Origin of the sequence: Alteromonas sp. LOR, from assembly GCF_000753865.1 — a bacterium.
Taxonomy (GTDB): domain Bacteria; phylum Pseudomonadota; class Gammaproteobacteria; order Enterobacterales; family Alteromonadaceae; genus Alteromonas.
Genome location: NZ_JQFW01000056.1, coordinates 346,501 through 369,391 on the forward strand (window position 1 = coordinate 346,501; position 22,891 = coordinate 369,391).

16 protein-coding genes are annotated in these 22,891 nt (G+C 44.5%); 9 read left to right on the plus strand and 7 right to left on the minus strand.

The window, feature by feature from the left end; genetic code table 11:
- Positions 1 to 40 precede the first annotated feature (40 nt).
- The gene (locus JV36_RS0116945) at positions 41 to 973 is read left to right on the plus strand and encodes an AEC family transporter (protein ID WP_032097551.1); all 933 of its coding nucleotides are present in this window, start codon (positions 41 to 43) and stop codon (positions 971 to 973) included.
- A gap of 25 nt (positions 974 to 998) precedes the next feature.
- Here the strand turns inward: JV36_RS0116945 and JV36_RS0116950 are convergent, their stop codons facing one another.
- Positions 999 to 1,886, minus strand: coding sequence for a LysR family transcriptional regulator (locus JV36_RS0116950; RefSeq protein ID WP_032097305.1), 888 nt, complete (start codon positions 1,884 to 1,886; stop codon positions 999 to 1,001).
- Positions 1,887 to 1,984: 98 nt separating this feature from the next.
- Here JV36_RS0116950 and JV36_RS0116955 point away from each other — a divergent pair, with 98 nt between their 5' ends.
- Both JV36_RS0116955 and mmsB read left to right on the plus strand, forming a co-directional pair.
- Complete coding sequence (locus JV36_RS0116955) at positions 1,985 to 3,484, plus strand: CoA-acylating methylmalonate-semialdehyde dehydrogenase (protein ID WP_032097304.1); 1,500 nt, start codon at positions 1,985 to 1,987, stop codon at positions 3,482 to 3,484.
- 46 nt (positions 3,485 to 3,530) lie between these two features.
- Entirely contained in the window at positions 3,531 to 4,406 is an 876-nt protein-coding gene (gene mmsB / locus JV36_RS0116960; protein ID WP_032097303.1) for a 3-hydroxyisobutyrate dehydrogenase, read from the plus strand.
- Positions 4,407 to 4,630: 224 nt separating this feature from the next.
- On the opposite strand, the gene dld is transcribed toward mmsB, so the two are convergent.
- Positions 4,631 to 6,364, minus strand: coding sequence for a D-lactate dehydrogenase (gene dld / locus JV36_RS0116965; protein ID WP_032097302.1), 1,734 nt, complete (start codon positions 6,362 to 6,364; stop codon positions 4,631 to 4,633).
- Between the two features lie 228 nt (positions 6,365 to 6,592).
- Here dld and JV36_RS0116970 point away from each other — a divergent pair, with 228 nt between their 5' ends.
- The gene (locus tag JV36_RS0116970; RefSeq protein ID WP_052010318.1) at positions 6,593 to 7,438 is read left to right on the plus strand and encodes a thioredoxin family protein; all 846 of its coding nucleotides are present in this window, start codon (positions 6,593 to 6,595) and stop codon (positions 7,436 to 7,438) included.
- 28 nt (positions 7,439 to 7,466) lie between these two features.
- Here the strand turns inward: JV36_RS0116970 and JV36_RS0116975 are convergent, their stop codons facing one another.
- The gene (locus JV36_RS0116975) at positions 7,467 to 8,891 is read right to left on the minus strand and encodes a DEAD/DEAH box helicase (RefSeq protein WP_032097301.1); all 1,425 of its coding nucleotides are present in this window, start codon (positions 8,889 to 8,891) and stop codon (positions 7,467 to 7,469) included.
- Between the two features lie 639 nt (positions 8,892 to 9,530).
- Here JV36_RS0116975 and JV36_RS0116980 point away from each other — a divergent pair.
- Positions 9,531 to 10,775: a mechanosensitive ion channel family protein gene (locus JV36_RS0116980; RefSeq protein WP_442853195.1), complete on the plus strand. Its 1,245-nt coding sequence runs from the start codon at positions 9,531 to 9,533 to the stop codon at positions 10,773 to 10,775.
- A 58-nt stretch (positions 10,776 to 10,833) separates the two neighbouring features.
- On the opposite strand, the gene JV36_RS0116985 is transcribed toward JV36_RS0116980, so the two are convergent.
- The 3 genes from JV36_RS0116985 to JV36_RS0116995 all read right to left on the minus strand — a co-directional run bounded on the left by JV36_RS0116985 (position 10,834) and on the right by JV36_RS0116995 (position 15,996).
- Positions 10,834 to 11,319 (minus strand): hypothetical protein, encoded by a 486-nt coding sequence (locus JV36_RS0116985; RefSeq protein WP_032097300.1) that lies wholly within the window; start codon positions 11,317 to 11,319, stop codon positions 10,834 to 10,836.
- A gap of 274 nt (positions 11,320 to 11,593) precedes the next feature.
- Entirely contained in the window at positions 11,594 to 13,894 is a 2,301-nt protein-coding gene (gene katG / locus JV36_RS0116990) for a catalase/peroxidase HPI (protein ID WP_032097299.1), read from the minus strand.
- Positions 13,895 to 14,253: 359 nt separating this feature from the next.
- Positions 14,254 to 15,996, minus strand: a complete 1,743-nt coding sequence (locus tag JV36_RS0116995; RefSeq protein ID WP_032097298.1) for a PAS domain S-box protein — start codon at positions 15,994 to 15,996, stop codon at positions 14,254 to 14,256.
- Positions 15,997 to 16,253: 257 nt separating this feature from the next.
- Here JV36_RS0116995 and JV36_RS0117000 point away from each other — a divergent pair, with 257 nt between their 5' ends.
- Together JV36_RS0117000 and JV36_RS0117005 are read left to right on the plus strand one after the other, a co-directional pair.
- A complete protein-coding gene (locus JV36_RS0117000) occupies positions 16,254 to 18,461 on the plus strand; it encodes a VTT domain-containing protein (RefSeq protein ID WP_032097297.1) in 2,208 nt (735 codons plus the stop codon).
- Positions 18,449 to 19,159, plus strand: a complete 711-nt coding sequence (locus tag JV36_RS0117005) for an endonuclease/exonuclease/phosphatase family protein (protein WP_032097296.1) — start codon at positions 18,449 to 18,451, stop codon at positions 19,157 to 19,159. Before JV36_RS0117000 ends, JV36_RS0117005 begins: the two co-directional genes overlap by 13 nt.
- 26 nt (positions 19,160 to 19,185) lie before the next feature.
- Here JV36_RS0117005 and JV36_RS0117010 read toward each other — a convergent pair whose 3' ends face one another.
- Positions 19,186 to 20,151: a LysR family transcriptional regulator gene (locus JV36_RS0117010; RefSeq protein WP_032097548.1), complete on the minus strand. Its 966-nt coding sequence runs from the start codon at positions 20,149 to 20,151 to the stop codon at positions 19,186 to 19,188.
- Positions 20,152 to 20,810: 659 nt separating this feature from the next.
- On the opposite strand from JV36_RS0117010, the gene JV36_RS0117015 reads away from it, so the two are divergent.
- Together JV36_RS0117015 and JV36_RS0117020 are read left to right on the plus strand one after the other, a co-directional pair.
- Positions 20,811 to 21,632 carry a sulfite exporter TauE/SafE family protein gene (locus tag JV36_RS0117015; protein ID WP_032097295.1) on the plus strand — a complete coding sequence of 274 codons (822 nt, stop codon included), beginning with the start codon at positions 20,811 to 20,813 and terminating at the stop codon, positions 21,630 to 21,632.
- A 46-nt stretch (positions 21,633 to 21,678) separates the two neighbouring features.
- Positions 21,679 to 22,860: a pyridoxal phosphate-dependent aminotransferase gene (locus tag JV36_RS0117020; protein ID WP_032097294.1), complete on the plus strand. Its 1,182-nt coding sequence runs from the start codon at positions 21,679 to 21,681 to the stop codon at positions 22,858 to 22,860.
- Positions 22,861 to 22,891 lie beyond the last annotated feature (31 nt).

A 22,891-nucleotide genomic window follows, 5' to 3' on the forward strand; every position in this document is an offset into this window, starting at 1 on the left:
TGGTACTCTGATTACTCCCGTCGACCACTTAATTTTTCCAATGCTCTCATTCATTACCAGCACCTTATTTCCCGTTCTCATCCTATTACTTCTGGGTTGGTACTTTGTACGCATCAAATGGCTTAACGATGGCTTTGTAGAATCTGGGTCTAAGTTGGTTTTTAACTTAGCCCTACCTGCGCTGTTGTTTCTCTCTATTAGTCAGTCTGACTTTTCAAAAGCGGCGAATCTTCCATTGGTTGCTATCGGTCTTGTGGGTACATTGGCCATGTTTGCTGCCCTTGTGGTTCTTGCGCACTTCACCGTTACCAGTGCAAATGCGAAAGGCGTTGTTGTGCAGGGCGGATTTAGGGCAAATATGGGCATTATTGGCCTTGCGTATGCAGCAAATACCTACGGGCAGGACGGGCTAGCGGCTGCCTCGGTATATATGGGTTGTATTACTATTTTGTACAACGTGTTATCGGTTTTTATTCTCAATTTTTATCAAATAGGCTTGAGTGCGCCAATTAACCAAATAAAGGGAATTGCAAAAAACCCGCTCATTTTGTCTATCGTTATGGCCCTGCCATTTTCGTACTATCAGTGGCAGTTACCCGAAGTGGTGCTTAAAACTGGGGAATACTTTGCCCAGTTGACGTTACCGCTCGCGTTAATCTGTACTGGGGCTTCGTTGCAATTTCGGTCTTTCTCTAGTGATTGGTACAACATTGTCGTAACGACAATAAGTAAATGTATTGTGTACCCTGCGCTGTTAGTTGGAATGGCGTACATGGCGGGCATAAGGGGAATGAGTTTGGGCGTGTTGCTGTTACTTTCTATCGCTCCTACGGCAGCGGCCAGCTATATCATGGTGCGAAATTTAGGTGGCGATCACCGTTTAGCCGCAAGTATTATTGCAGTAAGCACCCTAGCCTCTTTACCTATTACGGCATTGGGATTCGGCACTTTGTCAGCACTTGGGCTGGTGTAGTTCGAAAAAGCAATACAGTATCGGCCTAGCCGTCGCAGAAACGTTTGCTTTCCTTTTCCACCTCGTCAGTAAGCCAGTTAATAAAGGCTTGAAAACGAGCTTGAGAGTGGGTTTCTTTGTGGGTAGCTAACCAAAACGTGCGTTTAATATGGATATCTTTTTCTAAAAGTCGAGTAAGCCCTTGCTGATGCTCTGCAATAAACTTAGGCAATATACCTACCCCAGCGCCGTTAATTAACATTTGGTACTGCGCATGAATACTTGTACTTCTTAATGCGCTTAGTTGAGATAGTGCGGTTTCCTCGATAAATTTGAGCTGTGGGGCAAATACTAGGTCGGGCACGTAACTGACTAGGTTAAATTGGGCGAGTTCACTAAGAGACTCTGGCTTCCCCTCTTCAACTAAAGACGCTTTGGTATACAAATATAGACAGTATTCAGTAAGCTTTTGAGTAACAAGTAACCCTTTGCTTGGCTTCTCAAGAAGAATGGCAATATCCGCTTCTCGTTTATTCAAGTTCAAAAAACCGCTCGTTGCCACAAGCTCAATACAAATACCCGGGAATTGCCGCTTAAATTCGGGAAGCCGCGGGGCTAAAAACCAATTGCCAAACCCTTCTGATACGCTTACTCGAATAGTACCCGCTAGATGTGAGCGCTCATCATGAAGCTCATTTTGCGCCTCAAGAAAATAATGCTCCGCTTTCTCGATGTAGTTAACTAGCTTAACGCCATGAGACGTTAAGACATAACCCTTGTTCGTTAGCTCAAATAATTTGCAGTTTAGAGAATCCTCAAGCTTTTTTACACGGCGTATAAGTGTAGTGGGATCTAACTCAAGTCCTTTAGCTGCAATTGCTACCCGACCGTTTCTCGCCAGCCCGAGAAACAGCCTCATGTCATCCCAATTCATCAATACACCTGCATTTTTACAGCACCAAGCTGTAAGTATATGTATTGATCTTGCAAACACAAGGTTTCAATATTGTAAAAAAATCTAGGAGTAATTACGTGAGACAAATTAATCATTATATCGCAGGTAAATCATACAGCGACGAGTCAGAAAACACTGCGTCGGTTTTCGCACCAAACACAGGCGATGTTCAAGCTGAAGTATTCTTAGCCAATCAAAATACCTTACAAAAAGCTGTCGATTCTGCGCTAGCAGCGCAAACTGAATGGGCAGCGACTAACCCGCAGCGCCGCGCACGGGTAATGTTTAAGTTTAAAGAGCTTCTTGAAGCCAACCGCGACAGACTAGCGCAGTTATTATCAAGCGAACACGGAAAAGTTTTAAGCGATGCGCAAGGCGACATTCAGCGCGGTTTAGAAGTTATCGAATTTGCTTGCGGCATCCCTCATGCTCAAAAAGGTGAATATACCGAAGGCGCAGGACCAGGCATTGATGTGTACTCTATGCGTCAGGCTTTAGGCGTGGTAGCGGGTATAACACCGTTTAACTTCCCTGCCATGATCCCAATGTGGATGTTTGGTGTGGCAATAGCATGCGGTAACTCGTTTATTTTAAAGCCGTCTGAGCGCGATCCATCTGTACCGGTAGAGTTAGCGAAGCTAATGACAGAGGCAGGTTTACCCGACGGCGTACTCAATGTGGTTCACGGCAACAAAGAAGCCGTAGACGGCATTTTAGACCATAAAGATATCAAAGCAGTGAGCTTTGTAGGCTCAAGCGACATTGCAAACTACGTTTACGAGCGTGGAGCACGAGCTGGCAAACGAGTTCAGGCCATGGGCGGCGCTAAAAACCACGGCATTATTATGCCCGATGCCGACCTTGACCAAGTTGTCGCTGACCTTGTAGGCGCGGCATATGGATCTGCGGGCGAACGCTGTATGGCACTGCCGGTAGTAGTGCCTGTAGGTGATGAAACTGCAGAGAAGCTTAAGGCAAAACTCATTCCAGCAATCAAAGACATTATGGTTAGCCATTCTGAAGATCCTAATGCCCATTACGGACCAGTAGTTACCGGCGAGCACAAAGCGCGTATTGAAGGCTATATCGACCTTGCTATTGAGGAAGGCGCAGAGCTTGTTTACGACGGTCGTAACTCGCAAATCCCCACTGACAGCAAAGGCTTTTTTATCGGACCTACGTTGTTTGACCATGTAACTAAAGACATGCGTTCTTACCAAGAAGAGATTTTTGGCCCGGTACTGCAAATTGTACGAGCTAACGATTTTAATGAAGCGGTTAACCTTGCCAGCGACCATCAATACGGTAACGGGGTAGCCATGTACACCCGTAACGGTCACGCGGCCCGTGAATTTGCCCAGCGAGTCAACGTGGGCATGGTGGGTATTAATGTACCTATCCCTGTGCCTGTTGCTTATCACACCTTTGGTGGCTGGAAGCGCTCTTCATTTGGAGACACTAACCAGCACGGTATGGAAGGCGTTAAGTTCTGGACGAAAGTGAAAACTATCACGCAGCGTTGGCCTGATGGTTCAGACACCAACGATAACGCGTTTGTCATCCCTACCATGGGCTAATGAGATAACACGCCCTCGATAACACGTAGGATAAGGAGTTTAAAAGATGACTACAGTTGCAATTATTGGCCTTGGTAACATGGGTTCTGGCATGGCCGACAACCTGGTAAAAGGCAATTTTGATGTAACGGCGTTCGACCTTAGCGAGGCCGCGCTAGACAAAGCTAAAGGCTTTGGCTGTAAGGTCGCATCCTCTGCGGTTGACGCTGTAAAAGGCGCTGAAATTGTAGTAACCATGCTGCCTGCTGGAAAGCATGTGCACGATATCTACGCCAATCAAATACTGGCTAATGTGGATAAAAATACGTTGCTAATAGACTGCTCAACCATTGATGTGGGCACAGCAAAGGCAGTATCTGAATTAGCTGAAAGCCACGGACTGAAAATGCTGGATGCCCCTGTTTCTGGTGGAACAGCGGCGGCAGCGGCGGGAACGCTCACCTTTATGGTGGGCGGTGATGCCGATGCTTTTGAAAAAGCGCAGGGCGTACTCGGTGCAATGGGCAAGAAAATTGTCCATGCAGGAGGCCATGGCGCAGGTCAGGCAGCCAAAATTTGCAATAACATGTTGTTAGGTGCCTCAATGATAGCCACCTGCGAAAGTCTGCAGCTAGCGCAAAAACTAGGCTTAGACCCTCAAGTGTTTTTTGATATTGCGTCGAATGCCTCCGGTCAAACGTGGTCATTAACCACTTACTGCCCGGTAAAAGGTGTAGGTCCGCAAAGTCCAGCTGATAAAGATTTTGCTGGCGGCTTTGCCTCAGCACTTATGCTTAAAGACTTAACGCTAGCCATGCAGGGCGCTGAAGGGGTTGATGCTCAAGTGCCTATGGGCGAACTTGCGGCCAAGTGGTTTGAGCAACACTGTGATGAAGGCAATGGCTCACTCGATTTTTCATCGATTATCAATAAGCTTGCCTAAGCTAGCCTGTAAACTTCACGCTTTAGAGCTTGAAATATTTAAAAACTAAGCCACAAAAAAGCCGATATTGAGTGTCACGTTGTGGACATATCAATATCGGCTTTTTTTATTTTTAACAGTTTGAAGTCTGTTGTTAAGGCTTGTGTTTAACACCGCTTAGCTAAACCTACTCCTTTAAACTGCTTCTTTATAACTGTCTCTTTATAACTGTCTCTTATAACCGCTTAGTCGTGACCGCCACAACAGCCACCAGCTTGGTCAGCCCAGTTTTTAAACTTCGTGGTTTTGCCGATACCCGGGTTAAAGCTATTCGTTGGGTCAAGCTCTCGATAGAAGTTACGCAGTGTTTCTTTAGCTGCATACTCATGCCCCACATTGTGCTCTGCCGGGTATTCCGCCTTGCGTTCATCAAAAGTGCTTAATATTTTATTTTTTAGCGCTTTTGCATCAGCGCCTTTTTTGACGATGTAATTTTGATGCATCACGTGGCAAAACAGATGGCCGTAATACAGTTTAGTGTCTATCTGCTCATCAATGTCTTTAGGGAGTACCTCAAACCATGCAGGATCGTTACGACGAAGGGCCACGTCTATCGTCATCATAGCGCCCACTTCCTTGCCGTGCATAATGTGATAACGACCAATTGCCCCACCCGCTACAAAGCGATGAAGTATTGCCTTATCGGCTTCATCTTCGGTACATTCGAAGTAGCCACCTTCGTTGTTTTTGAAAAACTCATTGAGGTATTGGCGAGCTTCATCAACACCGTCATTACTCATTTCTAAAATCCAATGGTGCTGGTATTTATCTCTGAATTCATCCATGCGTTTGGGCAAATGATTCGGAAATAAATAGCTAAAAGCCTGCATAACACGGTCTGACATTTTATTCGGTAAAAAACCTAATTTATCCGCGAACGCATCGAACTTACGTTTAAAAGCAAACAGTTGAGGGATAAACTTTGCACCAAGTTTATTGATAACAATGAACATGTCTTTACCGTATTTCTTCGACACGTCGTAACAGTCGCGATGCAAATACTCACCGGAATCTGGTAAATGCTTAAAAGTAGAGAGGATATCTCTGCGAACCGAAGTAAATACGTTCGCATCGTTTGACCCCACATAAAACACCTGTTTTTTGTCAGGTATAGGGAAGGTATCTAAGCGAACAGCAAATACGGCAAGTTTTCCCGCACACCCAGAGGCATCATGCAGTCTGCGACCATCGTTGTTATAGCGCGATGGTGTGTCTGAATCGACGTCTCGCACCCTAGCATCATATTCATTGTCCGACGCCCTTGCATCAGGCTGCTCTACGTCGGCATCTTTCCAACGTTTGTTTTCTAGATTCTCGAGAATTTCTTCAGGATCATTGCCCAGTTTGATGCCAAGGTTATTCACTAGTGAGAGCGTGCCGTCTGAGTCAATTTGTGCAAATAAAGCAAGCTCTGTATAAGCTGGTCCGCGCTTAACAAGCGCCCCGCCGGAATTATTACAAATGCCGCCCACTATTGATGCGCCGATGCATGACGAACCAATCACTGAATGAGGCTCTCGGCCATAAGGCGCTAGCTGCTCTTCTAAACCGAATAACGTACTGCCTGCAAGGCCAACTATTTGCTTGCCCTCGTTCACTAACTGAATATCGTCGATACGCATAGTGCTGATGATAACAAGGGGTCTATCGTATTCTTTTCCATCAGGCGTAGAACCACCAGTAAGGCCTGTATTTGCTGCCTGCATAATGACTGCTACGTCTGCATCGACACATAGCTTTAACACTCGCCAAATTTCTACCAGCGAACCCGGTCTTACCACTGCTAACGCTTCACCAGAGCCAAAGCGAATGCCTTTACAGTAAGGCTGCTTTTTGGCTGAATCGGTTAGTAAATAAGATTGTCCAACAACATTTTGCATAGACGTAATCAACGACTGGGTATCAAGGTGCACGGCCATGGGTCTCTCTACGTTAAAAACAGGAATTTCTTACTGGTGAGGAACTATACACGAATGCGAAATAGAACAAAGAGGGAACCGTTAGGTTCTTAATACAATTTACTTATATTTAATGAGGCTAAAACCGGTAAACCCATGAGCTTTTTTAAAGCGTAGCGTTGAATATGCGGTTCCTTGTTGAGTTGTGATACATTGAATGCAGACAACATATTCACATGACATCGTAAAATGAAATCAACAACTCAGCACCTTCTACAATTTCTATTAACCGTAATGGTGATAACCGCCCTATCCTCACTACTATTTGCTAAATCAACAATGGCGGCCAATAGCAAAAGTAGCGATGATAGTAGTGATAAAAGTACGCTCTCTTATACGCCTAGCGAATCTCCTTTACAGGATGTGATTGATGCACAAGAAAAGGCGAAAAATAACAACACGCTTTTATTGGTAGTGCTAGGTGCTCAGTGGTGCCATGACAGTACAGGTCTAGCCTCGCACTTTGAATCGGAAGCACTTCAGCCTATCTTAGAAAAACACTACACAACCTTACTTGTGGATGTAGGTTTACTTGAGGATAGACGCAGCATCACTGAACGGTTTGATTACCCCATTTATTACGCTACACCCACTGTGATGATTGTTGAACCTAACACAGGAGCCTTACTTAATCGCGCCAGTATGGCGAGGTGGGCACATGCCGATAGCATTCCGCTTATTGATTATGTTGAATATTTTACCGCTCATGGCGAATTAAGTGAGCAAGAAATTGCTGTATTGCAGTCTTATACTCCCACGCCTGAAGAGATGTCTTATAACGAACAGTACGCTGCTCGTTTGCAGGAAGCTTATAAAGAGCTATCGCCTTTGTTAAAAGATGATATCAGCGGTGAGTTAGAAGGTGACACAATGGACAATTTTTATACTATGTGGAAAGAAGTTCGCCAATTTCGCGCGACGTTGCAAAAAGAGTTAATGGAACGAACTCAAGCACAGCTAAACACGGATGAAGTGCCTGTATCGGAAACAAAAAAGGCCACACTCACTGAGTATGGCCCTTTTTCATGGCATTAACGTGCTAAATAGCGCCCTAAATAGCGCGCTAAGCGTTTTGAGGCTTTGAGCGTCCGGCGGCAGAATGACTGCTGCCGTTACCTTTAGACTGACTTTGACCCGCAGAATTACCGCGATTGCCACCTTCCGTATTTGATGAGCTGCGTCTCTTGTTTTTAAACTGAGCCCCAGTTTTATTTGCACCGCTCTTATTAGCACCGCCTCGATTTGCGCTTCGTCCATTCTCAGAACCCTGAGATCGATTTGCACTATCGGACGTTTTTGCCGCTTTAGGCTTCTTAGGCTTTTTCGGCGCAGACAGTGTGGTGGCTGGAACCGGCACCTGAGGAGCAAAACCTTCTAATGTCTCTCTTGGAAGCAGTTTTTGAATGAGGGTTTCAATATCTTTAAGACTTTGAAGTTCATCCACACTCACAAAAGACCATGCTTGTCCGCTTGAACCAGCTCGTCCTGTTCTACCAATTCGATGAACGTAATCTGCAGGCGTATTTGGCAAATCAAGATTCACAACAATAGGCAACTCACTGATGTCGATGCCTCGAGCGGCGATGTCGGTTGCTACCAATACGTTAATGTCGCCTGATTTAAAATCTGATAGTGCTTTGGTTCTCGCACCCTGGCTTTTATTACCATGAATAGCGGCAGCTGGAATCTTCGCTTTCGACAGTTTGTCGGCAACGCGATTGGCACCATGCTTGGTACGGCTAAATACAAGTACCTGACTCCACTTTTCCTGCTTTATAAGGCTAATAAGCGCTGACGTCTTTTTAGACTTATCGACTGCAATCAAATGTTGCTTCACTGAGTCTACGGTCGTGTTTGCTGGCGCCGTAGAGATATGAACTGGATCGCGAGTAATCGTTTGCGCTAATGCCGTAATTTCTGGCGAAAATGTAGCAGAGAAAAGTAGGCTTTGACGCTTAGCCGGCAACAGCTTAAGTACTTTTTTAATGTCGTGGATAAAACCCATGTCCAACATTCTATCTGCTTCATCTAACACAAGTACTTCTAGCTGAGAAAACTTCACAGCATTTTGTTGATATAAATCGAGAAGACGACCTGGGGTGGCAATAAGCACATCAACACCTTTTCTCAACTTCATCATTTGCGGGTTTATACCTACACCACCAAATACAACTGCCGTCGTTAACGGCACAAAAGTGCTAAACGAACGAATACTTTCTTCAACTTGGGCGGCTAGCTCTCGAGTAGGTGTTAGCACTAAGGCTCTAATATTGTTGCCCGACGCTTTTTTACCATCTAATAGATTGTGCAATATAGGCAACCCAAACCCTGCAGTTTTTCCGGTTCCGGTTTGCGCAGCAGCAAGTACATCTTTCCCTTCCATCACGACGGGAATTGCTTTTTCTTGAATAGGTGATGGTTTGCTAAACCCTTGTTTTTCGATTGCTTTCAACAACGGCTCGGCAAGCCCTAGCTGGGAAAATGACATTAATTAACTAACTCCTGAAAAATTGTTGCTTTGTCTGATAAAGCAGTAGGTACCTGTGGGTGAAGCGAGAATGCCGTTTTGCTAACCGATGGGCTATTTTGCTAACCGATGGGTTTAAAATATAAAGGGGATGACCAAGGCACCGAAGCGACTTAAAAAGCTCTTTTGATTTATAGTACAAGATGGAATAAACGCACGCTACTATCCTGTCAAAGCGCGCGCGGAGTCTATCATTTATAGCATGTGATAACCAGCACACTTTTTAATCATGGCGTTTCTGCGCTTCGTTATTTACCGCTTTTTCGGCAATTTATTGACTGTGCTAGACTAAGGCCTGTTTATCTATGCTGTACGGATTTTGGCAACTTTTTTTGGCAACTATGAACTTTGCGCTCTCGCTACGTTTCCAGAGGTGCAATTATTCTGTATTAATAGCATGCAATAAAAATAAACAGCTACTGTAAAAAATAAAACTTTACCAAATCAAAGATACAGTATAAAACGCGTTTGCTGCATACATAGTCGTATGCTTTTGGAGAAATAAACAGAATGAACATAGAGCACTTTTATCAAGCGGTAGAAAGTAAGCTACTCATTATTGAGTCGTCGTTGCTGTCGACTAGCTTTTATATTCAACTGATGATTATTGCTTTTATCTATTTAAGCGCGTTTTTGTTTTCAAGACAGATTGAAAAGTCACTCAGATTTACCAAAAGTAAGCCGCAGCACGGAGCCCATACACTGCATGGCTTTTTATACAACGCCGGCCGCGCCCTATTCCCTATCATTACTATCAGTTTACTCAAGTTTTCTACTGTACTTGGAGAACGGTTTCAGTTTGACGCATGGCTATTAGATATCGCCGTCGTAGTTGCCGTGCTCATTTTTGTGAATTCTATTATTAACGGTTTTGTAGAAAATAAATCTACCGCGCGGCTTATGCGAGTTGTGGGTTTGCCTATTTTGTTTTTACACCTTATTGGGCTACTCCCTATAATTAATGAGGCCTTGGCATCTATTGCTATTTCGGTGGGCAATGTTCAGATTTCTGCTTATGGCGTTGCTCGCGTTGTGCTTTTTGGTGGACTTCTCTTTTGGCTAGGCCGTAGCTCCAATGCCATTGGCCAAGACATTATCAGAAACCATAAGTCGCTAGATTTATCGACAAAAGAAGTGTTTGCAAAGCTTTTTGAAGTAGCACTATTTTGCGTAGCGTTTATTTTGTTGCTCAATGTAATGGGCATAAACCTAACCGCATTAGCCGTATTTGGTGGAGCCTTGGGTGTTGGACTAGGCTTAGGTTTACAGTCTATCGCCTCAAACTTTATCTCCGGTATTATTATTCTACTCGACCGCTCATTAACCGTTGGCGACTACGTAGAGCTAGAGGACGGACGAAAAGGGATAGTTCGCGAATTTAAGATGCGTTACGCAGTATTAGAAACCTTTGATGGCAAAGATATTTTAGTGCCCAACGAAAAATTCATCAGCTCACTGCTTATCAACTGGACGCACAAAGATTCAAAACAGCGCTATCGCATCGATTTTTCAGTGGCGTACAAAACCGATATCCGCGCGATGGTTGAAATTGTGAAATCTGCTGTCGCTGACCACCCGCAGGTGATAGGCGGTGAAGGCATTCCATTTGAAGAACAGCCAGACTGTGAAATTGATAGTTTTGGCGACTCAGGGGTTAATATGTTCATTGAGTTTTGGATGGAAGGGGTAGACGACGGCAAAAATCGCGTGGGTGGCGACTTGCTGTTGACGGTTTTTGAAACCTTGAGAGAACACAATATTGAGATACCTTTCCCTCAACGTGAAGTACGTGTACTCAATGAAAGTGACGCAGTGTCTAAAATGAGTATAAAAACTTCTGAATAACGCTTGGCTCTAGTTATATAGATCTGGTTCATAACATTGTTACCTGCGCGCTACTGGCTTAAAACCGAGCGCGCAGTGTGTCCCACTGCCACTTATCAGCAGTAAGCCCTAGTAAGCTGCAAAACACTTCATAGTCTTGCTTGCCCATGGCCGAGGCCACTGTTTTTAGTTGTGATTTAGCCTTTATTGCCTTCACTTGCAGAAGCTCTAATCGAACATCCGCATTATCATCAAAGTTATCGTTAATAATTGCATCAGCTTTGAGGGTTGCGTCCCATGCTGTAAGTACATAATTCAACAGTTTCATGTATACCGTGATCATAGATTTACGGCCAATGGCTTGTTCAAAAAGAGAGCCGACAAAAAGGCGTTTCATTGCAGCTTCCGATTCTTGCTGCACACTAACGTTTAACTGATTGAGCTGTACTAAGAAATCGCTGAGTAATTTGAAATGAAGCTCACTGTTAACCTGTGAGTCGTTCAGTAAGTTTATATCGTCACTCAACATATCTAGCGCGACGAGCGTACGCTGTGGGCTTGTCATAAATTTATTGCCTGTTAACGACCAAACGCACCGAATGCAGTGCTGTCTTCGACCTATTAATACCACAGGCCTTAAATAAATTGATGATAATCGTAACTATCATGCATTTAGCTATAAAGTGGGTTATCTGAACCAGAATACACCGTTTGAAAAGCACTGTATTTTAGAAAGAACATAGGGTCTTAAAAAGAATATCGTGTTTTATAAAAATTATATTGTTCTAAAAAAGGAAAACGGGGCTAATGCCCCGTTTTTCTTACTGCTTAGTGTTTAATTACATTTCTAGCTTTGCGGTAACATCGTGACGCAAGTCAAATCTGTCTAACGTCATCACCTTTGTCCATGCATCGACAAAGTCAGTAACAAAGCGCTCTTTGGCATTGTCATAAGCATAAGCTTCTGCAACTGCGCGTAATTCACTGTTTGAACCGAACACAAGATCAACTGGCGTACCTGTGTATACCACTTCACCTGAGCTGCGATCTACGCCTTCGTAAACAGCAGGATCATCGGTCTTTCTCCACTTAGTCGACATGTCGAGCAAGTTAACAAAGAAGTCGTTGCTTAACGCGCCAACATTGTCCGTGAATACGCCGTGCTTGCTATCTCCAGTGTTAGCACCAAGTGTACGCATACCACCGATAAGTGCCGTCATCTCTGGCACAGTCAAGCTTAGCTGATCTGCTTTGTCTACTAGCATTTCAGTAGGCGAGCGATAGCTTGCTTCTGCATCGTAGTAGTTTCTAAATGCATCTGCTGTTGGCTCAAGCAATGAGAAAGCATTCACATCTGTTTGCTCTTGCGTTGCGTCGGTACGGCCTACCACAACAGGCACTTCTACACTAACACCTGCATTCGATGCTGCCTTCTCAATAGCGGCAGCGCCACCGATAACAATCAAATCTGCTAACGATACTTTCTTTTTCGAAAACATTTGAGAATTAAAGTCGTCTTGCACTTCTTTAAGTTTAGCGATAACCGACTTCACCAATTCTGGCTCGTTCGCTTCCCAACTTGCTTGAGGTGCAAGCGCTAAGCGCGCACCGTTTGCACCACCACGGTAATCTGAAGCTCTGAAGCTAGCTGCAGAAGCCCATGCTGTTTTAACAAGCTCTTGTACTGAAAGACCAGTATCTAAAATTTCGCCTTTCAGTTCTTTCACATCATCCGCTGAAATGGCTTTGTAATCTGCAACGGGTACCGGGTCTTGCCAAGTGAAGTTTTCTTCTGGAATATCGTTACCCAAGTAGCGAGCTTTTGGCCCCATATCGCGGTGCGTGAGTTTAAACCAGGCCTTCGCGAATGCAGTTTGATATTCTTTTGGATCTGCTAAGAATCGTTCTACAATTTTGCGGTACTCAGGGTCGTATTTTAATGCAAGGTCGGCAGTGGTCATCACTGGCGCGTGCATTTTGCCTTCAACGTGTGCATCTGGAACAGACTGATAGGCAGATTCGTCTTTAGGGATCCACTGTACTGCACCTGCTGGGCTGCGCGTTTGCTTCCACTCAAAGCCCATCAAGTTTGACAAATACAAGCTAGTCCATTTCGTCGGTGCTTGTGTCCAAGCTCCTTCCAAACCACTGGTTACTGTATCTTCAGAATGCCCTTTGCCACAGTTGTTTTTCCAACCCAAACCTTGTTCTTCTAAACCCGCAGCACCCGGCTCGCCTTCTAGACAATCGGCAGGTTTGTGCGCACCGTGCATTTTACCAAAGGTGTGACCACCGGCGATTAGCGCTACGGTTTCTTCATCGTTCATCGCCATGCGTTTAAACGCAGTTCGAATGTTTTTCGCCGAGCCCATTGGATCAGGAACGCCCTTGGGACCTTCTGGGTTTACGTAAATTAGACCCATGTGCGTTGCGCCCAATGGACGTTTTAGCTCGCCATCGCGCTCTTCACGATCACTTGCCAGCATTTCCACTTCTGGACCCCAGTACACCATGTCCGGCTCCCAGTCGTCAGTACGACCGGCCGCAAACCCGTATGTGTCAAAGCCCATGTTTTCCATACCTACGGTACCAGCAAGTATCATTAGGTCGCCCCATGAAAGGCTTTCACCGTACTTTTGCTTAATTGGCCATAGTAAGCGACGTGCTTTATCTAGGTTACCGTTATCTGGCCAGCTGTTAAGCGGGTTAAAACGCATTTGACCGCCATCACCGCCGCCTCGACCATCTAGTGTGCGGTAAGTACCTGCGCTGTGCCAAGAAAGGCGAATAAAGAACGGGCCATAGTTACCGTAATCTGCTGGCCACCAGTCTTGAGACGTGGTCAATAATTCGTTAACGTCTGCTTTTACTTGGTCTAAGTCTAGCTTTGAGAATGCTTCTGCGTAGTTAAATTCATCACCAAGGGGGTTTGACCGGCTGTCGTGGTCTCTAAGCGCAGATAAGTCTAGTTGATCTGGCCACCAGAATTGATTGGTCTTAGCTTGGAATGGTTTGGTCATTCCAGTGCCTTTAGCGCCTGCTGGCTTGCTGATTTCTTGATTAGCAATGGCGCCTGTTGCACTTAACGATAATGCTACTAGTGCAGATAGCGTTGTTTTTTTGAACCTTATCATGGTCATATTTTCATCCCGTTGGTGCTAGTTGTATCAAAACGAAAGAAGACAATTCTTCTTTCGAAATTCAATTAACAAATCATTTACTTTCAACGACGATAAAGATAGTCAGAAGTTTCAGCTTACGATAGTTAATAAATTGGATTCACCTAATAGTATTTTCCAATCAATAAATTTATTATTAAATTTCATGAAGTTATGATTTAACCAACGCAATGACTCGCATCGACCTCACATTTTAATCGAGATTATCGTTTACAGATTAGTACCGACTGGGTTACGCGTGACGGTGACTTGCTTTTCCTTGCTTACCTTTTAAAAGAAGTAAAAACAAAAACGGCGTGCTTAACACGCCGCGGCAGGTATTATCCGTCAATGCCTTTGATTAACTTAGCGAGTTCTTCAATTTTCGACACCGTAGTTTTAACAAGATTATCAATTTCATTTGATGAGGATTGAGAATTACCGGCTAAGGTTCTTACTTCATCAGCAACCACTGCAAAGCCCCTTCCCATCTCACCGGCGCGTGCAGCCTCAATAGCAGCGTTCAGCGCCAGTAGATTTGTCTGTTCCGATATAGAGTTAATGGTACCGACAATAGTGCTTATGGTCTGACTTGTAGTGAGTAGTTCTTGCATTGCCCCTTGTGTATCGTTAACCGCTTGTTTGCGAGAAGACACATTAATAGCAAAAAATACATATCGGGTAATTTGCCCATTAAAGTTCTTCAATGCACTTACTCTCGAGTCAAACGCTAAGTATTTGTCATTGTTCTTAAACTCTAAAATCTTAGATACAAAGCCGGTTGAATTCAGCTGCGATAAATCCTCAGTGGTAAGGCGAGACATAAGCTCTCGTGCAAAATCTTTAGAATCGTAAGCACCTTTAATAGTCTCTTTGAGTAACTTATTGGCTTCTATTAATTTACCATCTGGTTCCATTTCTAAGAGCACAAGCGCACTACCAATGGCATTGAGTTTATTGGTAAAGTCGAGGGCCATTTGTTTAACGCGAGTGATGTCGGCCTGAACGGCAATAAAGTTAACTAACTGGCCTTCTTTGAAAACCGGATTGATAGACAGTGACGTCCAGTAAGGTGAGCCATCTTTGCGATAGTTGAGGATTTCATCGTAAAACGCCTCGCGATTTTTAAGCTTCTGCCGAATAACGTCTACGGTTCTGTGGTCGGTCTCTTCGCCTTGTAAAAACGAACCTGGCTTTTTACCCTTAACCTCGTCTAAGCTCCAGCCGGTAAGTCGATAGAAACCGTTGTTTACATACTCAATTAGCCCATCGGCGTTTGAAATAATAACCGCGTTGTCCGTTTCATTAGCAACTAAAGACAGCATGCGCTGTAATTCACGTTGCTCTACTTCTTCAGTAACGTCTCTCACAAATGCGGTATACAGCGTTCTATCTGCTAGCCGAACCTTGGAAAGAGACAGTCTGCCCCATAATTCTTTACCGTCTTTTCGCTCTACCCGTACTTCACGACTAGTACCAACAATTTTATCCTGCCCAGTCTCTCTGTTTGCGTTCACATAGTTGTCGTGGTTTGCCTGAATGGCTTGGGGAACCAACATTTTGACGTTTTTCCCGATCACTTCCTCACGACGATATCCCCAAAACTTTTCAGCCGATGCGTTAAACAACGTCACCTCGTTGCGTTCATTAATACACACCACTGCATCAAGGGCCTGCTCTAGGGTTTGCTCTACGATTTCTCGAGCTTCGCGTTCTTCCGTAACGTCCCGTACGAATGCTGTGTAGTGTTTCTTTCCACCAACGATGACCTGGGAAAGTGCTAATTGCACCCATATCCGCTGCCCAGACTTAGTCTCTAGCTCTACTTCTCGAGAGCTACCAACTATCTTATTCACATTCGTATTACGGTGGGTATTCACATAGCTGTCGTGATTTGATTGATGCTCTCTTGGCACAAGCATTTTAATGTTTTTGCCCAGTACTTCAGAGGGAGAGTACCCCCATAACTGCGACGCAGCGTCGTTGTAAAACGTTATATTATTATTTTCATCTATCGTTACAACCGCAAGTATTGACTGGGATAATGCTTGTTTAGCCGCATTTTCTCGGGAAAAAAACGCCATCTTATTTAACTCCGAACTATTAGTACCCAAATATATAGGCGAAAAATGATGTTTTTACCAACTAGAACGAAAATAAGACCCCAGAACGTGAAATTATTACAATAAAGTGGCTAGGGGTTCAGTATTTAATGAGGCTCAAAGTAAAAATTATCCGATTTAAAACAAAAGCTTAAAGTAATAAAGAGGAGTTACAAGAAACGGAACGATTTCTGCAACTACCCCTCGTTAAAGGAAATGATTAGCCAAAGGGTAACGTAATGACATCGCACAATAATATATTTGAACCGGGTGAAAACTGTTGGGTAAAGAGCAATGCTACGTTTGCTGCGCCACTGATTGACTGCGGGAATTATTACAAAGCGTTGCACAGTGCGATTGTCAAAGCAAAGCACAGTATTTTTATCGTTGGCTGGGACATCGATAGCCGTATTCGCCTCCTGCGTGGTGAAGATGAAGAACAAAGCGAAGCTCCAAGTAGAATAAGCGACTTGCTAAAATGGAAAGCTGAGCAAAACCCCGATATGAAGATTTACCTACTTCGCTGGGACTCTTCATTGGCCTTTTTTGCTCAACGAGAAATGTGGGCAAAAGAAGCGTGGGATGAAAAAACCCCTGACAATGTAAAAACCGAACTCGACGACACCATTCCAATGGGCGGAAGCCAACATCAAAAAATTGTACTTGTTGATGACGAACTGGTTTTTTCTGGCGGAATGGATGTTTCAACCAACCGTTGGGATACAAGGGATCATCCTGTTGTGTCTGAAGAGCGTGACGGACCAGACGGCGAGTATGGCCCCCTGCATGACGTTCAAATGGTATCAAGCGGTCCTGTAGTGGCCGACTTCTCTAAACTCGTTCGTTGGAGATGGCAGCGCGTAGCAAACGAAACTCCCATTATGGTGAGAGAAGATGCAAATGTAAGTATAGATGCGCCTATTCCACCATCATGGCCGCAAGATTACCCCCCTATTTTTGAGGATGTTGAGTGTGCACTTGCTAGAACCATCCCATTTATGGATGAAGTAGAACCCGCGCAAGAAGTACGCAACATGCTACTCGACCTCATCAACGAAGCTGAATCGATTATCTATATTGAAAATCAGTTCACCACCCGCCAAGAAATTGCAGAAGCATTAAATAGGCAGCTCAAATTAAAGCCTGACTTAAGCGTGTGTATTGTGAGTTCTTACGAGCCCAAGGGGAAGTTTGAATGCGAAGCGTTCTGGGCAAGTAGAATACAGTTTAAATCTATCTTAGAAAAAGGCATCGCTCCTGAGCGAGTAAAAGTTACCTACTCGTCTATTGAAGATATGCAGGGCCGCAGAGCATACAAGCGTATTCATTCAAAGGTAATGACCATTGATGATAAGTATCTCGTTATCGGCTCATCAAATTTGAGCAACCGCTCAATGACCTTAGATACTGAAATTGACACCATACTGTTTGGTAATACACCTCAAAATAGACAAAGCATCGCCCATGTGAGAAATGACCTTTTAGCAGAGCATACGGGCAGAACGATAGAAGACATGGAAACGATTCTCAAAGAATCACAGCCTGTTGACGCCCTTATGCGCGGCCAAATCGCACACGGTTACATATTAACTGAAGTGCGAGATGAAATATTTACTGAGCAGTCGAGTAGCAATCTTTTTCGATCATTGTCAGACCCCGAAGAGCCGCTTATTTCTATTCCCACTTTAGGCGGCGCTGTGACACCTGCTAGAAACCCAAGACGCCGCAGTATAATGATAGCCATCGGCTTAACCGTATTGGCGGTACTGGGCGGTCTTATGTTTTGGGCCAGCCAATCTATTTCTTGGCTAAGTGCCGATAGCATCAATGCATTTTTAGAAGAAAGTCGCGGCACCTATTTTGCCCTGCCCACTGTGCTTCTTGTTTATGTAATAGGGGGCATTCTCTTTTTCCCTGTTACCGTATTATCTCTCGCCGTCGCGGCTATTTTTGGCCCTATTTGGGGGCCTGTTTACGGGATGATGGGAGCATTGTTAAGCTCGGCCATACTGTTTGGTATTGGTAAGCTGTCGGGCAATGCTGGCTTACGAAAACTGGGTGGACCGAAAGTTGCTGCTGTTGATGAAAAACTTAAGCGCAGCGGCATAGTGGGTGTTGCAGCTATACGTATGCTGCCTGTAGCCCCTTTCAGCCTAGTGAACTTGGTAGCGGGTATTTCATCTATCGGTATTTTTCAATTCTTGGTAGGGACCTTCCTTGGTATGTTTCCACCGATGATAGCGAAAGGCCTAGTGGGAGACTCGATTACTCAGATTTGGCGTAACCCGTCTATTGAGTCGATTAGCTACCTTGTAGCAGGCATATTACTTTGGGCGTTTCTGATATGGGGCTCGCAAAAATTTGCACGCTATTATCAACAGAAGAAACAGGCCAATGGGTCTGATAAACAGTCGGAAAACAGTGAGAGTGAAGAATGTGCCGCATAGTTTCTTATAATATTCACGGTGGCATAGGGACAGATAAGCAGCATGACTACAAAAGGATTGGGCAGTATCTAACAAAACTTGGTGCTGACATTGTGTTATTGCAGGAAATGGATACCCGCCCAAGTGACAGAGATACGGCGCGGGATATTAACGATATCTGCGCCAACAATGCCTTTAGTCTTACTGCATCCCCGGCACTTACTGAGCCCGATGGGTGGTACGGCAATGCAGTGTTGAGTCGCTTTGACGTTTTGTCTAAAGAAACACTGGATGTAAGTCAGGATGGTAGACAACCGCGAAATGTTCAGTTAGTTGAGCTTCAAACGGAAAAAGGCCCGTTAACAGTGGTAAATACGCACAAAGGGCTTAAAACAAAAGAGAGAAAGTCTCAGTTCTCGCTGTTGCATACCTATTTAGAAAAGCGGTTAGAGAGTCACCCAATACCTATGGTGCTTGCCGGCGACTTCAACGAATGGCAGTTTTTCTCAAAAGCGTTTACGTCTTTAAATACATTGCTACACCAGCAAAAAATGGGGGCGACATTTCCTAGTGGCTTCCCTGTTTTTTCACTCGACAGAGTGTGGGTATCAAGTGATATTCGCGTGCAGAAGTACGGCAAAGTTAAGGACAAGAAAACCGCAGTAATGTCTGATCATCTTCCTGTGCTTATCGATATCGAATTACCGGAACAAGGTTAGTAGCCAGTTATCATCACTATCTGCAACTAAGTAACTGATGTGGCAAATTCAAGCTTGCCGCACCAGTGCTGAAGGTCATATTCGGCGCTAACCACCTTTTTGATAGTACCCAAGGCTTGTTGAATATGCCGTTGTTTAACTGCATTTTTGTCTGTAAATGCGAACACCGTGCGGTGCATATCTGGCTCTACGATTTTAACTGACTCGACTAGGCCAGACTCTTTGAGATGAAAAATAGCGGATGTAGGCAGAATCATTACGCCTTCACCATTAATAACTTGTCGCAGGCCTGTCATTAATTGTCCGGAATAAGCGTGATCGTGATTTAACATTACACCTGTTTTTTGTTCGTAATACGCAATTAACTGCCCTAGTGAATCTTTTATTCCCGGCGAGAGTAATGGAATCTCCCGCAACTCACAAAACGAAACTTCTGCTCGATGACGAAGAAATTCAAACTCTCGCTTTTCAGTGGATGCAGAAAACACCAGGTGCATTTCTTCTTGAATCAAAGGGGTAGCATGTGTGCTTTTATCATCGACAGCTTCTCGATAAGTTAACGCGATATCGATGTGCTTTGATTCAAGCCAGTCTTTGATGGTGTAGGAAGGCCCTGTACTTATTTCTACTTTTAATCTTTCACTCGATTTACCCATTTCAGTAAGCAGCGGCAGCGAGACCACATTTCCAATAGAGGGAATAACGCCAATTTTAATCACTCTATTTTGCGAGTGACTTTCCTCACTTACTGCATTTTTGGCAACATCCATTTGCTCTAACAGTGCCGTTGCATGAGTAAGGAAAATTTCGCCAGCAGCAGTGAGGGTTATGCCCGCAAAACTGCGGTTAAATAAGGTGGCTTTAATCTCTCTTTCTAAGCTTGCCAATTGCTGACTCACCGCAGGTTGAGCAATACTGAGGGCTCGTGCTGCAGACGCAATACTGCCTTTCTTCGCGGCGGTAACAAAATATTCCAACTGTTTTGAATGCACAACACCACCTCGGTGAAATTTATGAATCAACACACCGATGCATACTTGCTCACGCATCCGCTGTGTTGAATAGGTAGTAAAAAGCCGGCAATTTATAGCTAAGTGGTTTATCGCCAGAGACTGTTCTCAATAAGGCCGTTTACAGCAAGCATGCTTAGCATTGCTCTTTTGTATAGACGAGAGCAGCAAAGTATATGCCACCAAATTTGCTCCCAAATTTGTTCACAAGAACCTCTCACGTACAGCCGTATCTATCGACTACGACATACAGCATGGTTTTTTCTGGCGTCTCATCCCTAAAAATTTAAAGCATCGATTTAACTAGCTACAGACCAATAAAATCAATGGTTCGAGGACAGGCTCAATACTTTCCTTATACCCCTAAATAATGTTCTTTCTTCCTCGCTGGTAAAAGAGCTTTTAGCCTACGAACATGAAACGCATTTTTTTAAAATGGGCGTAGGCTGGAATAGTCGCTTTGCATAGCGCCTTTGTTGTGCATTGTATTGCTTAAAATCAGTGCATATAAGCGACGTAAATAACGACACTTATAACAGCACATATAGGAATGCATACAAGAACGCCAAGCCTGGCTACTGTTAAACGCTCAAGTTCATCAATTTATCAGTGCAACAACTTTCAATGGAGCAAAAGCGTTAATGGAAATAGAACTACTGCTGTTTGTAGTTACGTTATGTGCAACAGGTGCAATTGCGGGGATAACTGCAGGCCTGTTCGGCAATGGTGGAGGCTTTGTTGTAGTACCTGCCCTTTTAGCGGTATTTCCTTTCTTCACTCCTCCTTCAGAGGCATTGGTAAAAGTGGCCATTGGAACCTCGTTAGCCTCTATTGTTGTTTCAAGTGCTCGTTCTGTCATGGCTCATAAAGCTAAAGGCGCTGTGGACTTCGACATACTTCGCTCGTGGAGCATTTGGCTTGTGCTGGGTGTAATAGGTGGAGTGGCGATAGCAAGTTATACCAGCGCTAACGGCCTCACCGTAGTATTCGCAGCCGGTGTATTATTGTACTCGGTGTATTTTTTATTTCCTGAATTCGTCGTTCGACCAGGCCTTGTATTCGCGATGCCCACGGGAAAGGGTAAAGCCTTGCTTGCCTTCGTATTAGGAGGCTTTTCTGCATTGCTGGGTATTGGTGGCGGCACACCAACCGTTATCACCATGGTGATGTGCAAACGCAGTATTCAGCAAGCGGTAGCTACCGCTGCAGGCGTTGGCTTTTTAATTGGATTGCCCGGTGCTATAGGCTTTTTATTTATGACGCATTCCCAAACCGGTGCACTGCCGTTTGGTACCGTTGGCTACATTAATCTACCTGCCCTTGTGGCTATTAGCATTGGCGCTATTTTTACCGCGCCTATTGGGGCCAAAATGGCCCATAACTTTAGTGAAAAAAGACTGAAGCGCTTATTTGGTATCTATCTCGTCCTTGTGTCTAGCGCTATGTTTTACAAAGCAATGTAGGCGCGTGCAACAAAAAAATTAACGATTAAGAAAAAGGAATAACACCATGACTATGAATCGCTCAAGACGCTTATTTCTTGGCGGAAGCGCCGCGGCTACGGCTGTAGGAGCAAGCGGCATTGTTACCACCCTAGGCGCTCAGGCAGCAACCGCTCAGGCATTAAAAAATCAACCGCCACTTCGCTATGGCCCTAAACCTGGCGTAGCTAAGCTTAATGCCAATGAAAACCCATTTGGACCGAGCCCCGCTGCACTTAAAGCCATATCGGATGCTGCAGCGCAAGGTGGTGCATACTATGCCTATCCTGCAGCCATGAGATTAATAGACATGATTGCAGAGCGACACGGCATTGAAAAAACAAACATATCGCTAAGCGCAGGCTCAAGCCCAATTTTATCTTATACCGCGTTAGCCGCTAGTCAAAAGGGCCATATTTTAGGGCCCGACCTATTTTGGGATACCACATCCAAAGCGCCTGAAAAACAAGGGGGTCGTGAAATTATCCGCGTAGCTAATACGGCCGCGCTAGATATCGATTTAGACACTATTTACAACGCTATCGATGGCTCTATTGGTATGGTGCACATATGTAATCCTAATAACCCAACTGGAAAAATTTTAGACCCTAAAGCGCTGAGAGAGTTTTGCATTAAAGCCTCTAAGAAAACGCTGGTGCTGGTAGATGAAGCATACAACGAACTTACCGATGACCCATCGGCACATACCATGATCCCACTAGTTAAAGCTGGCCACAATATTGTCGTGGCTCGTACCTTCTCGAAAATTTATGGCCTTGCGGGTATGCGGGTGGGTTACCTAATAGCATCAGAACAAAATACTGAATGGGTAAATCAATACGGGATGGGTAATTACACGTTGAACCAAGCCGGTCTTGCGGCAGCGATTGCAAGCTATAACGATGATGCATTTCTCACGTTTTCGAAAGATAAAATTCTACAGGGACGCGCGATGGTGATGGATGCTGTGAAAGCTAACGGTTTGACAGCCGCATCATCGAGTACTAATTTTGTATTTGTCAATTTAGGAAGTGGAAATGCTGAACACTTCAGACGTGCAATGGCTGAAAAAGACATATTGATCCGCGGTATTTACAGAAGTTACAACAATTGGTCTCGGGTTAGCATGGGCACAATTAGCGATGTGCAAAGGTATATTGATGCAATACCAGAAGCCCTAGAAAAGATGGAAAAAGCCCAAAACGCGTAACCACTAACGCTATTCATGTGCGCTGAATATC

What these genes read in the sequence shown, in the direction of transcription:
- JV36_RS0116995 (WP_032097298.1), bottom strand. Translation starts at nt 15,996, where the DNA reads ATGGCGTTTTTTTCCCGAGAAAATGCGGCTAAACAAGCATTATCCCAG.
- mmsB (WP_032097303.1), top strand. Translation starts at nt 3,531, where the DNA reads ATGACTACAGTTGCAATTATTGGCCTTGGTAACATGGGTTCTGGCATG.
- JV36_RS0117005 (WP_032097296.1), top strand. Translation starts at nt 18,449, where the DNA reads ATGTGCCGCATAGTTTCTTATAATATTCACGGTGGCATAGGGACAGAT.
- JV36_RS0117015 (WP_032097295.1), top strand. Translation starts at nt 20,811, where the DNA reads ATGGAAATAGAACTACTGCTGTTTGTAGTTACGTTATGTGCAACAGGT.
- JV36_RS0116945 (WP_032097551.1), top strand. Translation starts at nt 41, where the DNA reads ATGCTCTCATTCATTACCAGCACCTTATTTCCCGTTCTCATCCTATTA.
- dld (WP_032097302.1), bottom strand. Translation starts at nt 6,364, where the DNA reads ATGGCCGTGCACCTTGATACCCAGTCGTTGATTACGTCTATGCAAAAT.
- katG (WP_032097299.1), bottom strand. Translation starts at nt 13,894, where the DNA reads ATGACCATGATAAGGTTCAAAAAAACAACGCTATCTGCACTAGTAGCA.
- JV36_RS0116950 (WP_032097305.1), bottom strand. Translation starts at nt 1,886, where the DNA reads ATGAATTGGGATGACATGAGGCTGTTTCTCGGGCTGGCGAGAAACGGT.
- JV36_RS0116985 (WP_032097300.1), bottom strand. Translation starts at nt 11,319, where the DNA reads ATGACAAGCCCACAGCGTACGCTCGTCGCGCTAGATATGTTGAGTGAC.
- JV36_RS0116975 (WP_032097301.1), bottom strand. Translation starts at nt 8,891, where the DNA reads ATGTCATTTTCCCAGCTAGGGCTTGCCGAGCCGTTGTTGAAAGCAATC.
- JV36_RS0117020 (WP_032097294.1), top strand. Translation starts at nt 21,679, where the DNA reads ATGACTATGAATCGCTCAAGACGCTTATTTCTTGGCGGAAGCGCCGCG.
- JV36_RS0117000 (WP_032097297.1), top strand. Translation starts at nt 16,254, where the DNA reads ATGACATCGCACAATAATATATTTGAACCGGGTGAAAACTGTTGGGTA.
- JV36_RS0116970 (WP_052010318.1), top strand. Translation starts at nt 6,593, where the DNA reads ATGAAATCAACAACTCAGCACCTTCTACAATTTCTATTAACCGTAATG.
- JV36_RS0116980 (WP_442853195.1), top strand. Translation starts at nt 9,531, where the DNA reads ATGATTATTGCTTTTATCTATTTAAGCGCGTTTTTGTTTTCAAGACAG.